The organism is Acinetobacter terrae, from assembly GCF_002135195.1.
Lineage (GTDB): Bacteria > Pseudomonadota > Gammaproteobacteria > Pseudomonadales > Moraxellaceae > Acinetobacter > Acinetobacter terrae.
On the sequence record NZ_NEGF01000012.1, the window covers coordinates 75,085 to 90,145 of the forward strand.

The 15,061-nt window shown below is 39.8% G+C and carries 13 protein-coding genes and 1 pseudogene; 4 read left to right on the forward strand and 10 right to left on the reverse strand.

The annotated features are described in order from the left end of the window. Nucleotides 1–37: 37 nt before the first annotated feature. The 4 genes and pseudogenes from B9T23_RS12900 to B9T23_RS12915 form a co-directional block, all read right to left on the reverse strand. Nucleotides 38–1,204, reverse strand: a complete 1,167-nt coding sequence (locus tag B9T23_RS12900; protein ID WP_067723272.1) for an ATP phosphoribosyltransferase regulatory subunit — start codon at nucleotides 1,202–1,204, stop codon at nucleotides 38–40. Between the two features lie 212 nt (nucleotides 1,205–1,416). After that, a pseudogene (locus tag B9T23_RS12905) lies at nucleotides 1,417–1,734 on the reverse strand (Lrp/AsnC family transcriptional regulator); the annotation flags it as partial. A gap of 52 nt (nucleotides 1,735–1,786) precedes the next feature. Continuing rightward, the gene (locus tag B9T23_RS12910; protein WP_081406197.1) at nucleotides 1,787–2,104 is read right to left on the reverse strand and encodes a hypothetical protein; all 318 of its coding nucleotides are present in this window, start codon (nucleotides 2,102–2,104) and stop codon (nucleotides 1,787–1,789) included. Between the two features lie 534 nt (nucleotides 2,105–2,638). Continuing rightward, the gene (locus tag B9T23_RS12915; RefSeq protein ID WP_086194389.1) at nucleotides 2,639–3,664 is read right to left on the reverse strand and encodes a type I glyceraldehyde-3-phosphate dehydrogenase; all 1,026 of its coding nucleotides are present in this window, start codon (nucleotides 3,662–3,664) and stop codon (nucleotides 2,639–2,641) included. Between the two features lie 429 nt (nucleotides 3,665–4,093). Between B9T23_RS12915 and alaS the strand changes: the two genes are divergently transcribed. From alaS to csrA, 3 genes are all read left to right on the forward strand, one after another. Next, nucleotides 4,094–6,787, forward strand: a complete 2,694-nt coding sequence (gene alaS, locus B9T23_RS12920) for an alanine--tRNA ligase (RefSeq protein ID WP_171263104.1) — start codon at nucleotides 4,094–4,096, stop codon at nucleotides 6,785–6,787. Nucleotides 6,788–6,853: 66 nt separating this feature from the next. Continuing rightward, complete coding sequence (locus B9T23_RS12925) at nucleotides 6,854–8,134, forward strand: aspartate kinase (protein ID WP_086194391.1); 1,281 nt, start codon at nucleotides 6,854–6,856, stop codon at nucleotides 8,132–8,134. A gap of 249 nt (nucleotides 8,135–8,383) precedes the next feature. Continuing rightward, nucleotides 8,384–8,647 carry a carbon storage regulator CsrA gene (csrA, locus tag B9T23_RS12930; protein ID WP_086194392.1) on the forward strand — a complete coding sequence of 88 codons (264 nt, stop codon included), beginning with the start codon at nucleotides 8,384–8,386 and terminating at the stop codon, nucleotides 8,645–8,647. Nucleotides 8,648–8,706: 59 nt separating this feature from the next. Here the strand turns inward: csrA and rnhB are convergent, their stop codons facing one another. Both rnhB and B9T23_RS12940 read right to left on the reverse strand, forming a co-directional pair. After that, nucleotides 8,707–9,285, reverse strand: coding sequence for a ribonuclease HII (gene rnhB / locus B9T23_RS12935; protein ID WP_086194393.1), 579 nt, complete (start codon nucleotides 9,283–9,285; stop codon nucleotides 8,707–8,709). Between the two features lie 62 nt (nucleotides 9,286–9,347). Then, nucleotides 9,348–9,740 carry a hypothetical protein gene (locus B9T23_RS12940; RefSeq protein WP_086194394.1) on the reverse strand — a complete coding sequence of 131 codons (393 nt, stop codon included), beginning with the start codon at nucleotides 9,738–9,740 and terminating at the stop codon, nucleotides 9,348–9,350. Nucleotides 9,741–9,963: 223 nt separating this feature from the next. On the opposite strand from B9T23_RS12940, the gene B9T23_RS12945 reads away from it, so the two are divergent. Then, a complete protein-coding gene (locus B9T23_RS12945) occupies nucleotides 9,964–10,518 on the forward strand; it encodes a cytochrome b (protein ID WP_086194395.1) in 555 nt (184 codons plus the stop codon). A gap of 67 nt (nucleotides 10,519–10,585) precedes the next feature. Here the strand turns inward: B9T23_RS12945 and B9T23_RS12950 are convergent, their stop codons facing one another. The 4 genes from B9T23_RS12950 to yaaA all read right to left on the reverse strand — a co-directional run bounded on the left by B9T23_RS12950 (nucleotide 10,586) and on the right by yaaA (nucleotide 15,042). Beyond that, a complete protein-coding gene (locus tag B9T23_RS12950) occupies nucleotides 10,586–10,945 on the reverse strand; it encodes a hypothetical protein (RefSeq protein ID WP_214645389.1) in 360 nt (119 codons plus the stop codon). 85 nt (nucleotides 10,946–11,030) lie between these two features. Then, the gene (locus tag B9T23_RS12955) at nucleotides 11,031–12,032 is read right to left on the reverse strand and encodes an adenosine deaminase (RefSeq protein WP_086194397.1); all 1,002 of its coding nucleotides are present in this window, start codon (nucleotides 12,030–12,032) and stop codon (nucleotides 11,031–11,033) included. A gap of 78 nt (nucleotides 12,033–12,110) precedes the next feature. Further along, a complete protein-coding gene (locus B9T23_RS12960; protein ID WP_086194398.1) occupies nucleotides 12,111–13,433 on the reverse strand; it encodes an NCS2 family permease in 1,323 nt (440 codons plus the stop codon). An 826-nt stretch (nucleotides 13,434–14,259) separates the two neighbouring features. Then, complete coding sequence (gene yaaA / locus B9T23_RS12965) at nucleotides 14,260–15,042, reverse strand: peroxide stress protein YaaA (protein WP_086194399.1); 783 nt, start codon at nucleotides 15,040–15,042, stop codon at nucleotides 14,260–14,262. Nucleotides 15,043–15,061 lie beyond the last annotated feature (19 nt).

A 15,061-nucleotide genomic window follows, 5' to 3' on the forward strand; every position in this document is an offset into this window, starting at 1 on the left:
AAAACTTGAATTGGTGACTTGAAACCAATTCAGGTCATTAAATCTTTTCGACTTTCCACTCACCTGCCACATTCACCAATTGGTGAGTTGCATGCGGTACCGAGTTTAAACTGTCATTTCCAAGTAATTGAATTACACCAAAGCCTTGTGTACGTGCATTTGAAATTGCTTTAAGCAAATCTGCATCGGTACCCTTGGGTGCAACAACCACATTTAAATCTTTAAATTGACCTGCGCTTAACGCATATAAGTCGCACGAAAAACCTGTTGCGGGACGTGCACGACCAAAATGTTCGCCAATGCCGTCATAGCGACCACCTTGAGCCAGTGGAGCCGCACGGTTTGGTGCATAAACTGCATACATTAAACCCGTGTGATAATGGTATGAACGTAATTCTACAACATCAATACCAATATGCAGATTTGGCCAACGTGACTGGATTTCGATTTGAGTTGTTTTCAAAGTGTCAAAGGCTTGCTTGAACGCTTCATCTGCGAAAATTTCAGCACTTAAATTGGCTTGTAATGCATCCAGATCACTTGAATAGCGACCTAGTGTATAAAAATCTGCTCCAAATTTTAATTCTTGGGTAAATTCAGCAAGTTCAGGTAATGCTTTACGTTGATAAAGATCTGAAAGATGACTTTCAACAGCTTTAGTCAAACCCGCATGTTTCACTAAACTACGGAATAAGCCGACATGCCCTAAATCTAGATGGATACCTTCTGCCAAGCCGGCTTTTTCAATTAAGCCCAGCATGACATCAACCATTTCGACATCAGCATCAATACTGTCCGAACCAAATAGCTCTGCACCTAATTGTAGGGGTGCACGTGTGGTATTAAACCCTTGTGGTTTCGTATGTAAAACCGTTCCTGCATAGCAGTAACGAGCCACACCATCTACTGGATGTACATGCGCATCAATACGAGCCACTTGTGGTGTCATATCGGCACGCACACCAAGTAAACGACCGGATAACTGGTCGATGACTTTAAAAGTGGCTAAGTCTAAATCTTGATTCGATTCTGAAAGAGAAGATAGAGATTCGATGTATTCGATAAATGGCGTGTACACCAATTGATAACCTCGAGATGCGAGGAAATCTAGTGCGTCACGACGCAAAGTTTCAATCACTTGCGCCTGTTCTGGTAATACATCAGCTACACCATCAGGTAATAACCATGTCTCTGAAATGGGCATGTTGTAAACCTAAATTCTGTCAGAGCGGAAGTTATCCGCATAAAAAAATCGGGAGCACACCCGATTTCTCCTAGTCTAGCACGATAGTTTTAGCTGTGCACCTGACTTTTTCACAAAAACAGGCAGAATACTTATTGTTTAATCAGACAAAAATAGCCCAATTCGATTCAAGCACTCATACCGCTCAAAGATGATTCTAAAACTGTTTATTATTAACCCAAGGGCAACTCAGTGGTTTGTTTAATCTTTTGTAATGGAATTTCAGTTTTCATATTTTGCAGACCTGAAATTTTATTTAAATGATGAATCTGAAACTTACGGTATGCATCCTGATCAGCCACTACAATTCGCAAGAAGAAATCACAATCCCCTGCCATCAATTGGCATTCTACGACTTCAGGCATATCCTGAATCGCATCTACAAACTGATCTACTGTTTCAGCGCCCTGAATTTTCAGCCAGATGCGTGCAAAAAGTGTTAAACCCAAATTAACTTTCGCCGAATCCACCAAAGCCACATATTTTTCAATTCGGCAGCCATTTTAAGATTCGTTCTTACTTAAAATCCTAACGAGGATGAACTTATATAGATGGTCTGTCCGAGGAATTAACTGCCTTTGCTAACAACCCGACCAATTCAGCATTTTGCAACTCGACTTGACTGAGTTTATTGGTGGTTTTATCGAGTACTTGTTGCTGAATATGCATTTTTTTGGCCAAGTCCTGCATAATTTCCAAGGTTTTCTTTAAATTCTCTTCCAAATGAATCACTTTTTCTTCGAGTTGCAGGTTCATTTGAGTTTCACTTAACACATCATTTTGATTGCTAAATTGCGCCCAAATCAAAAAAATCACGGCTATGGCTAAAAGGAGAATAAAACTCCATATAAATATCAACATAGGTAGATGCTCTTATTTTATTTAGTTATTATTCAACATCATGGCGAATTAATGAAGTGAATTTTTTAAAAGCTTAATTTAAGCAATTTATTTTTCCTATTTAAAAATCACTGTAAACAAGCTCAGCTTTTTCCCAAACCTATCAAAAAATTATTTCAACTTGCTTTTCAGATTATATTTTTATTAAGTTAAATTTTATATTTATTGATCTATCAAAAGTGATTAGAACATCATTTTATTGGTGTTTATATAATCAATTTATTAAGATTTGTTCTATTTTTAGAACTTCATCACCCCCTAAAAGGCAAATGCTTTAAGCATAAAACAATGAATCAATGAAATGCCCTATCTAGCAACCTCATGATACTGAAATATTCAAACGAGCTGCTATTGCCATTTATCCGATCCAAGGCAAACCACTCGCTCAGGCATTAATCAATCAAGGCAAGCCCGTTCAATGGTGTGACCTAATAATAAAAACAAAAAATTATTCCTCAAAACCAAGACACACCAGATATCTAAAGCACATCAACTTTATGATGTAAATGACTCACATAAGTCCAGCAGACGATTGGCATAACCCCACTCATTATCATACCAAGCCAAGACTTTCGCTTGATGTCCAACCACCATGGTTTGGCTTAAATCCACAATTAAAGAATAAGGTGAATGATTAAAATCAGACGATACTAAAGGCTCATCTGTCACATCCATAATTTCCGCATAATCATGCCGTGCCGACTTGATCAGGACTTCATTAATTTTATGCACTGTGACATGCGATTGAGCAACAAAAGTTAAATCAATAGCCGCTACATTAATGGTGGGTACACGAATGGAATAACCATCAATCCGGTCTTCCATTTTAGGCATCACACGTTTTAATGCAGCCAATGCTGAAGATGTAGTTGGAATAATATTTTGCCCAGAAGCTCGTGCTCGACGCAGGTCACGATGCGCATGATCCAGTACCGACTGATCAGCCGTTACCGCATGAATTTCTGTCATCAAAGCGGTATCAATCCCAAAAGCATCATCAATGATTTTAACTAAAGGAACCAAGGCTTGGGTGGTACAGGATACGCTGGAAATAATTTGATCGCTGTCTTTAACTTCATAATGGTTGACGCCATAGACAATGGCAGCATCCACACTGTCAAAAGGTGCAGCGCCAATAATGACGCGCTTCGCCCCTGCGGTAATATGCTTGGTTGCCGCTTCACGTGAACGAAACAAGCCGGTACATTCAAGTACCACATCAATATTTAAATTATTCCAAGGCAAGAGTTCAGGCTGCCCCTGACAGAATACCTGTACTTTTAATTGCGCCAAACCGGCTGAAATATGCAGAAAAATCTGTTCATTTTCCAGCAGCACTTCGACTTTGCCTTTAAAGCGCCCATGAGTTGTATCGTATTTAAATAAATGAACTAAAGTCTCTACATCTGCAACATCATTAATCGCAACAATGTCAAAATGAAAATCCTTGGGATTTTCAAACCAAGCACGTAATACATTGCGACCAATTCGCCCGAAACCATTAATGGCTACTCGTTGCATTAGATATCCTTAACTCTTGGGTAGATGTAAACACGTGCCTATGTTAATGGATTTTAATCAAATACCGATACCATTTCTGTACATCAATTTATGAAATATGGTTGTGTTAATCATTCCCTATCCCACTTGTGCTATTTATTTCAAACCAGACCATCACCAATTCTTGCAATATAAAAATATTCACTCAACCCTTCATGAAATTTAAAAACAAGACCAAGCTGTAAATCAAGCTATAGATTTCTCTCAATATGCCTATATAGTGATTAGACATAATTGTTATTAATTCGCCTTAAAGTGATTGGTGCATGAGGGTTTTTCCGTTATAATTTGGCGTTTTAAAATTTTAAGCCCAGTGTACTGAGGCCGTTCATTTTGCATGAAAATGCTCGGTACACTACTCGCCAATACGAAATATGGAGTGACTTGGTTGTGAGTACTCGTTTTATGACATCAGCTGAAATTCGTGAAGCATTTTTGCGTTACTTTGAATCGCAAGGGCATACACGTGTCGCGTCGAGTTCACTAGTACCCGCCAATGACCCGACTTTATTGTTTACCAATGCCGGGATGAACCAGTTTAAAGACTGCTTCCTGGGGTTGGAAAAACGTGATTATGTTCGCGCAACATCTTCACAAAAATGTGTACGTGCCGGTGGTAAACACAACGACTTGGACAATGTCGGTTATACCGCACGTCACCATACATTCTTTGAAATGTTAGGTAACTTTTCATTTGGTGATTACTTTAAACGTGATGCCATCAAATTTGCTTGGGACTTTTTGACTAACGAAGAATGGCTTGGCCTTCCTAAAGAAAAATTGTATGCAACCGTTTACCACACCGATGACGAAGCCTTTGAGATCTGGAACAAAGAAATCGGCCTAGATGCATCTCGCATCATCCGTATTGGCGATAATAAAGGTGGTCAATACGCATCTGATAACTTCTGGGCAATGGGCGATACCGGTCCTTGCGGTCCATGTTCTGAAATTTTCTTTGACCATGGCGACCATATTTGGGGTGGCCTACCGGGTACACCTGAAGAAGATGGCGACCGTTTCATTGAAATCTGGAACAACGTATTCATGCAGTTTAACCGTACTGCGGATGGCGTATTGCACCCTCTTCCAGCGCCTTCTGTAGATACAGGTATGGGCTTGGAACGTATTTCTGCAGTTTTACAACACGTAAACTCAAACTACGAAATCGACTTATTCCAACACCTACTCAAATCAGCTGCAGAAATCATTGGCATGGATACCACTGCCATTGAAGCCGAAGCTGCTGCAAATAACAAACCTGTTGATTACCCTGCATCTTTAAAAGTTGTAGCGGATCACGCACGTTCATGCTGCTTCCTGATTGCTGACGGTGTAAACCCTTCAAATGAAGGTCGTGGTTATGTACTTCGTCGTATCATTCGTCGTGCCGTTCGTCACGGTAACAAATTGGGTGCGACTGGTTCATTCTTCCACAAAATGTTGCAACCTTTAATCGCAGTGATGGGTGAAGCTTATCCTGAACTTGCAGCCAACCAAGCACGTATCGAAGCGTTATTGCTCAAAGAAGAAGAACAATTCGCAAAAACTTTAGAGCAAGGTTTGAAATTGCTTGAAGGCGAATTGACTCACTTAAAAGGCAATGTGATTCCTGGCGAAACAGTATTTAAACTATACGACACTTACGGTTTCCCGACTGACTTAACCGCTGACATCGCACGTGAACGTGATTTAAGCATTGATGAAGCTGGCTTTGAAGTTGAAATGGCTGCACAGCGTCAACGCGCACGTGATGCAGGTAAATTCGCAGTTGACTATAACAGCATTGTAAAAGTTGAAGGCGAAACTCAATTTGAAGGCTATGACGCAACTCAAGGTCAAGGTCAAATTGTTGCAATCTATAAAGATGGCGAACAAGTTGATGAAGTTTTTGAGGGTGACGAAGCGCTCATCGTATTGAACCAAACGCCTTTCTATGCAGAAAGCGGTGGTCAAATCGGTGATACAGGGATCTTCAAAAACGATACCGGTATTTTCGAAGTTCAAGATACCAAAAAGTCTGGTGGTGCATTTGTACACCAAGGTATCGTGACCATGGGTAGCTTAAAAGCTTCTCAAAACGTTGAAGCCACTGTTAAAGCTGACATTCGTGCTGCAACTGCGCGTAACCACTCTGCGACTCACCTTTTACATGCTGCCCTACGTCAAGTTTTGGGTTCACATGTACAACAAAAAGGTTCACTGGTTGCAAGCGACATCCTGCGGTTTGACTTTGCCAACGATCAACCGGTGTCATTTGAACAACTTCAACAAGTTGAACGTATTGTTAACCGCGAAGTGATTGCCAACACTGCTGTATCTACTGAACTTCTAGACATCGAATCTGCCAAAGAAAAAGGCGCGATGATGTTGTTCGGTGAAAAATATGGTGACGAAGTACGTGTACTTTCTATGGGTTCAATCACTGAAGATAAAAACTTCTCGATCGAACTTTGTGGTGGTATTCATGTGAAACGCACGGGTGACATCGGCTTGTTCAAAATCACCTCTGAAGGTGGTGTTGCAGCAGGTGTACGTCGTATTGAAGCGGTAACAGGTACCAAAGCAATTGAAGTGACGCAAAAAACCGATCGTGATGTTCAATACATCAATGGTCTGTTAAAAGCACAAAATCATCAAACGGTAGAAAAAGTTGAAGCTGTTGTTGAAACTGCTCATCAATTGCAAAAACAAATTGAGCAACTGAACCAAAAACTTGCGAACTTCCAGGCAGCTGAACTTTTAAGCCAAGTTCAAACCATTGCTGGTCGTTCGACATTGATTACCACCGTGCAAAACATGGATGCGAAATCACTTCGCAACCTGCATGACGGTGTGAAATCTAAATTAGACAATGCAGTGATCGTGCTTGCAGGTGTAGAGGGCGATAAAGTTAGCCTGCTTGCATCTGTAGCAAAAGATTTCACTGCAAACATTAAAGCAGGTGACATCATCAAACACTTGGCTACCGAACTCGGTGGTAAAGGTGGTGGTAAACCTGACTTGGCACAAGGTGGCGCGCCACTTAACGAGAAGTTTGCACCAGTAATGGCAGATTTAACTGCCTGGCTTGAGGCAAAATAAAGACTTCACTTTTTGTGTAACGGACCCTGATAGGTACATCAGGGTCATGGCTTTTATGGAACAACTATGGCATTAATCGTTCAAAAATATGGCGGTACCTCTATGGGTACTCCCGAGCGCATTTTAAATGTTGCTCGTCGTGTAAAGCGCTGGCGTGACCACGGCCACAAGGTGGTGGTTGTCGTTTCAGCAATGAGTGGCGAAACCAATCGTCTGCTTGCTTTAGCGAAGGCCATTACCGAAACCCCTGATCCTCGTGAACTTGACCAAATGGTCTCTACGGGTGAACAGGTTACGATTTCTATGTTAGCGATGGCACTCAACTCTATTGGGGTTGAAGCAAAGTCACTCACTGGTCGCCAAGTTGGCATTAAAACGGATAGTGCATTCACTAAAGCACGTATCGAAGCGATTGATACTGATGTTTTAACTGAAAATCTAGACGCAGGTCGTGTGCTGGTAGTTGCTGGCTTCCAAGGCTTTGATGAACAAGGCAATACCACAACTTTAGGTCGTGGTGGTTCAGACACTTCAGGTGTTGCACTTGCTGCCGCACTCAAAGCAGATGAATGCCAAATTTATACAGACGTGGATGGTGTTTATACCACCGACCCTCGTGTTGCACCTAAAGCAAAAAAAGTTGATCGTATTTCTTTTGAAGAAATGCTGGAAATGGCATCTTTGGGTTCTAAAGTTCTTCAAATTCGTTCAGTTGAATTTGCTGGTAAATACCAAGTGCCTTTACGCGTATTATCAAGTTTTGATAATGACAATGATGGCGCATTTGACGAAGACTTTAAACAAAACGTCGGCACTCTTATTACTACTGAATTGGAAGACAACATGGAACAGCCAATCATCTCTGGTATCGCATTTAACCGTGACGAAGCAAAATTAACGATTCTAGGTGTGCCTGATGAACCGGGTATTGCAGCTAAAATCTTATGTCCAATTGGCGATGCGAACGTTGAAGTGGATATGATTATCCAGAACGTTGAAGAAGATGGTACAACTGATTTCACTTTTACGGTTAACCGTGGTGAATTAGCCAAAGCCAAAACAATTCTTGAAGATACCGCGAAAAAAATTGGTGCACGTGAAGTTGCAACGCGTTCTGACATCGTAAAAGTATCGATTGTGGGTGTAGGTATGCGTTCACATGCTGGTGTGGCAAGCAAAATGTTCACTGCCCTGGCTGAAGAAGGTATCAATATTTTAATGATCTCTACCTCAGAAATTAAGATTTCCGTGATCATTGAAGAAAATTATTTAGAACTTGCTGTACGTACTCTTCACACTGCTTTCGGTTTAGACCGTGAATCTGGTGAATCAAGCGTACGTGCATAACATCGGAAAATGTGTCACAAATTGTCATTGTTAGACAGTTTTTAAAAAAGTAGAAAAAAACAGAGCCACTATAGTTTTTCTTATAGTGGCTCTGTTATATTAGCCATGTGCTTTTAAGAAAATTTTAACCAGATGATATATGGGACGAGGTTTGTCACATTGCTTTGTTAAAATTTTCTTTGATATTTAAGGTTGTGCTTTTTACATTTTAGATCAATTGCAGGTTTAGCATTTTGCAAGGAGATAAACATGCTGATTCTGACTAGACGTGTCGGAGAAACATTAATGATTGGGGACCAAGTCAGTGTAACTGTGCTTGGGGTTAAAGGAAATCAAGTTCGTATTGGCGTAAATGCTCCAAAAGAAGTATCCGTTCATCGTGAAGAAATTTACCAACGTATTCAACATGAACGCGCTATGCACGAACATCTTCAACATCTCGATCAAGATTATCAACCTTCTTTTGAAGAAGATAATCTCCCACAGAATACCCAGAATGACTTTAATCGTTAAAGATTAAATGTCTTTCTCCTAAAGCGGCTTACATAAGCCGCTTTAAATTTATCTGGACATTAGTTTTGTTCAAGTAAAGCCAAGGCTTTTTTGACCGGTGCATAACTGCGACGATGCTGATCAATGACACCATGTTGCGCAATCGCCTCAAAATGGGCTTTGGTTGGATAACCCTTGTGTTTGGCAAAGCCAAAATGCGGATATTGCTGATCAAGCTCTACCATTTGATGGTCACGCGTTACTTTTGCCAAAATACTGGCAGCTGAAATTTCTGCATGTATAGCATCACCACCCACAACTGCATCACAGCTCATTGTTAAGCCCTGTGGGACTTTATTTCCATCCACCAACACATGCTCAGGTTGTATGTTTAAAGCTTCTACAGCGCGGCGCATAGCCAACAATGACGCCTGAAGAATGTTGATCTCGTCAATTTCTTCATGACTCGCTTCAGCAATGGCCCAAGCCAGGGCTTTTTCCTGTATTTCTACAAATAGCTTCTCACGTTTTTTTTCAGTGAGTTTTTTAGAATCATTTAAGCCCTCAATCGGGTTGTTGGGATCTAAAATAACTGCAGCTGCAACAACTGAACCCACAAGTGGGCCACGCCCTGCTTCATCTGCACCAGCGATTTTCATAACCTATCTACCTACAAAAAAAGAGGCTGAACAAGTCAGCCTATTTATTACTTCATTAACGATTATTGTACTGCTTCAGCGACACAGGCATTAATGGTTTTAGTGACTGCATTTGAAACAATTGTCGTACGCGCTGCCGGATCAATCGCTGCGGTTGCCAAATCTACAGCTGTTACGCTTTGTGGCGCTTTTTCACTTACACAACCACAAATTTCAGACTGAATATTTTGTTTTTGAGTTGCAGTCATCAATTTAGTCGCAGTTTGCCATGCAGCAATATTATTCAACTCGGTTGTACATTTTGCATTAATTGCAATTTTAATTGCAGCATTACCGAGTTGCTGAGTTGCTGATTGCGTGCCTGTTGAACCCGTTGTACCTGTAGTTGTGCCAGTTGACACACATGCAGTGAGCGCTAAAGTTAAAGGTGCAAGTACAGCAATTAATTTTTTCACAGTTAAATCCTTTGTTATAAAATCTGTTGGGCATATTCTGCCGAAACTTTGCCTTAGAAGAAATGTATATTTCAAATGAATTTTCCATGCGAGGGTTGTCTGTCTAAAAACAATACAGCTTTCAGCGTTGCAAGAATTATACGCATCGTTCCATATTCACCATTTTTTTAAATACGCTGTTTGATTAGCATGCTTAGACTTATAAATTACATGTTGGTTTAACATGACAAGCACTTCACAATACTATACCCGTACAGCACAAATGCTTCATTGGCTAATGGCGGTTATTTTCATTGCCGCATGGTTCATTGGTTTTTATAGCGGAAATTTTTTAAGCTATGATGTTGATGGCAGTTTTAAAGGTCAAGTCATCACCTTACATAAAAACATCGCGACAACGATTATATTTCTGGTATTGATTCGTCTGTTTTGGCGCTATACCCACCCCGTTCCACAACTGCCAGACACTATGTCGCCATCAATGAAAGTCTTGGCACATCTTGGGCATTTGGCTTTATATGTAATGTTGCTCGCCTTACCGATTACCGGCTGTTTATTTAGCTGGAGTGCTGGACATCCTGCACCTGTTTTATATTTATTTGAAATCCCGCGTCTAGTTCAAGACAATCCTGAACTGTTAGCCATTGTTAAGCCTGTACATATTTATTTGTCATGGTTTGCCGGATTTCTCGTGACAGGACATATCGCTGCTGCTTTAAAACATCATTTTATCGATAAAGATAATATTTTACGCAGTATGACTCGACAAGAAAAATAGCCAAATAGCACCCAATAAAAAAGCCGCATCAGTTTATACACAGATGCGGCTTTTTCTTAATTAAAACTTACTTCAAAGCTTCTTGAGCACAACCTTTAACGCTATTTAACACGGCTTGTTTAATCAGACTATGTTTAGCCTCTTCACTAAACGATGCCATTGCCAAATCTTTCGCAGACACATCTTTCAGCGCATTGTCACTCACACAGCCACAGATTTGTTTCTGCACCGAACTTTGACGTTCTGAACTCATAAACAAGGCCGCCGATTGCCAAATTTTCGAATCATTTAATTCACTTTTACAACCTTGTTCAACCACTGGTTTCAACATTTTCTGCGTTAAAGTAGAATTTTTATCCGTCGCAAAAACTGATACAGAACCAACCAACAAAGCAATAACAGATATCCAGCACAGACTCTTTTTCAAAATAAAACCTAATTTTTAACAAAAAATGATTGAGCAGATCAATGTATCAATCTGCTCAATTCAAAAGCATTCTTAAAGGAATGGATTACACCAAAGCATCTATCTGTTGTGACCATTTTTGCTTTTCTGCATCAGAAATAAATGATGCTTCAAATGAATTTTTAGCCAATTGTTTAAGTTCATCATTGGATAAATCCAAAGCTTCAGCAATCGCAATAAAGTTGTCATTCATATATCCACCAAAATACGACGGATCATCCGAATTTACAGTCACATGCACGCCTTGTTGCAATAAACGACGGATATTGTGCTGTGCCATATCATCGACAACGCAGAGCTTTAAGTTACTTAAAGGACACACCGTTAAAGGCATTTTTTCCGCAATTAAACGTTGCATCAGTTTAGGGTCTTCTTCTGAACGTACACCATGATCCACTCGGTTCACTTTAAGCAAATCCAAAGCTTCCCATACATATTCGGCCGGACCTTCTTCACCGGCATGTGCAACCACTAAAAAGCCTTCTTCACGCGCTTTGGCAAATACACGTTCAAACTTAGAGGGTGGATGCCCCACTTCGCTCGAATCCAGACCCACGGCAATAATTTGATCTTTAAATGGCAAGGCTTGTTCTAAAGTTTTAAATGCCGCTTCTTCACTTAAATGACGCAAGAAACACATGATTAAATGCGAGGTAATACCAAATTTAGCTTTTGCATCATCACAGGCACGTTGCAACCCATTCATCACGGTTGCAAATGCCACGCCACGATCCGTATGCGTTTGTGGATCGAAGAACATTTCAGTATGTACGACTTTATCTGCAGCGCATTTTTCAAAATATGCCCAAGCCAAATCATAAAAGTCTTGCTCGAGCACCAAAACATTAGCACCTGCATAATAAATGTCGAGGAAAGATTGCAGATTGTGGAAGTTGTAGGCCTGTTTCACTTCATCTACAGATTTATACGGAATATCAATATGGTTACGTTGAGCAATGGCGAACATGAGTTCAGGCTCAAAAGTCCCTTCAATATGTACGTGTAACTCTGCTTTTGGCAGCGCTTGAATAAGCTCAAGTTGATTCATATCTTATCCTTATAAAACTTTTTTCAAAAATAAAAAAGGGTGCAAACTGAATTTACACCCTAGTGTGAATTTGGTGAATTAGCCACCAAATGCAGCAAATTTCAATGCCCAAAGTACAGCAATAATCCATACCATATATGGAACAGTTTTTGCCTTACCTGTACATAACTTGATTAGTGCATAGCTGATGAAACCCATCGCAATACCATCTGCAATTGAGTATGCAAAAGGCATAAATACGATGGTTAAAAAGGCAGGAACTGCTTCAGTGACGTCTTCCCAGTCAATGTGCACGATACCCTGAATCATCAACACACCCACAAATAGTAAGGCGGGTGCTGTAGCAAAACTTGGTACAGATTGCGCAAGTGGTGCTAAAAATAGGCATAACAAGAACATAACGCCAACAACAACAGCGGTTAAACCTGTACGACCACCGGCTGCAACACCTGCAGATGATTCAATATAAGGTGTTGTTGAAGATGTACCCAAAGCCGCACCTGCAACAATTGCAGTTGAATCCGCAAAAAGTGCTTTTTTCAAACGCGGTAATTTACCGTCTTTCAATAAACCTGCACGGTGTGATACACCCACCAATGTGCCTGTTGAGTCGAACAAATCGACCAAAAAGAATACAAAGATCACGCCCACCAAGCTAGCAGTGAACAAGCCTTGAAAGTCCATTTGCAGGAATGTTGGGGCAATAGATGGAATCTGACCAACCACGCCTTGAAATTGGTTATAACCCAATGCTGTAGCAATAGCAGTAATGACTAAAATACTGATAATAATCGCGCCACGCACTTTAAAGTGGTGCATCACTACAACCATTAAGAAACCAAGCAAAGCCAGCAGTACTGAAGGTTGTTTTAAATCACCCAAGCCCACCAAGGTTGCAGGATTATCTACAATAATACCGGCATTTTTTAAAGCAACCAGTGCCAGGAACATACCAATACCACCACCAATCGCCAGTTTTAATGACATTGGAATCGCATTGACAATGGCTTCACGAATTTTAAACATGCTGATCGCAATGAAGATCAAACCTGATACAAACACAGCAGCCAGTGCAGTTTGCCAAGGCACACCCATACCCATACACACCGAATAGGTAAAGTAAGCATTCAAGCCCATACCCGGAGCAAGTGCGATTGGATAATTCGCAACAAGCCCCATCACCAAACAACCGATTGCGGCTGCCAGACAGGTTGCGACAAAGACAGCCCCATGATCCATGCCTGTTTCGGACAAAATCATTGGATTGACAATAATGATGTAACACATCGTTAAGAAAGTGGTTACACCTGCAAGAACTTCTGTGCGAAAACTGGTTTTGTTTTCGCTTAACTTAAATAAGCGTTCAAGCATATTCTCTGAAGATGGATTAGGAGTCGTCATGACTTTACCCCGGTAAGTAAACTTTATGCCGTCAGCACGCTATAAAATTAATGATCCGCTACGTCGAATCATCATTAATTTTATAGATGTCAAAGCAATGGATATGCCAATTTTTCCATTTAAAAACAAGTAGATTAAACAATTTTTCATTGGAGCTAAAACAGTCAAATGACAAAAATTGTAAACAAAAAAGCTGCATAAAAGTTATGCAGCTCTACTTAGCTTAAATAAATCATATACTTATTAAATAAACATGATGATTCAATTATGGTCGTGGCAAATTATAGCACAATGATTTTTTATTGTTTCTAAAATTTATTATTCAATAAAATTCAATAAGATAACAACAATTTAAAATTTATGAATCCGTACTACACGACTAAAGTTCACTTGATTTAGCAATGAAGCGATTTGAAGAATGAGCTGGAACGACCTCAACCTCATCGTTAGAAATAAAATTATTGGGATTGGAATCTACGATATTGAGTGACTGATGAGCATCAAGAATCAACTGATTCACTTCTTATCAACTGATTCACTTCTTTCTGTTTTTTCATTTCTGAATCCTGATAAACACAATATCCAAGTACTAGCACTACAAAAATGAGGACTGGAATTAACAACTTTTTCATAACAAAATTTTATTATTTAAACAACTTTTCATTATAATAACAAATAGCTATAAAAACCGTGACAAAAAACACATTTTTTCAAATCATTTTTCTGCATTTAAATATGAACACTTAATCATTATAAAAATTATTCTTTTAACCCTTAAAAAAATCCCGATTAGTTTCGGGATTTTTTATTGCCTGCAAAAACATCCTTAAGCAGCTTGTTGCTCATCACGCTTAAACACTAATTCACCCTTAAGGGAACTTTCAGCATCAAAATAATAACCATCAGTATTAAATGATTTTAAGTCTTCCGCCTTATTGAGCTGGTTTTCGATAATATAGCGCGCCATCAAACCCCGTGCTTTTTTCGCATAAAAGCTGATCACTTTGTATTTGCCATTTTTTTGATCTAAGAACACAGGCTTAATGATTTCGGCTTTAATTTTGCGCTCGATGACTGACTTATAATATTCATCCGACGCAATATTGACCAACAATTCTGAATTAGCTTGTTCCAAATCATCATTGATTAAACTGGTAATGCGATCGCCCCAGAATTGATATAAGTTATGACCCCGTGGATTTTGCAATTTTGTGCCCATTTCTAAACGATACGGCATCATCAAATCTAAAGGACGCAACAAACCATAAAGCCCAGACAACATGCGTAAATGATTTTGTGCAAATTCAATATGTTGATCATTCAGATCATAGGCATCTAAACCGGTATAAACATCACCTTTAAAAGCAAATAAAGCCTGACGCGCATTGGAAAAATTAAACTCAGACTGCCAATCGTTGAAACGTTCCACATTCAATTTGGCGATTTTTTCACTCACGCTCATTAAATTGGAGATATCTGTAGCAGACAGTTTACGACTTACGTCTATAAGTTCTTGTGAATGTTCCAGCAATCTTGGTAAGGTATGCGCATCGGTTGGTAGTGCAGATTCATAATCTAAAGTCTTGGCAGGAGAAATTAAGGCGAGCATGAATAACCTGATCAAAAAA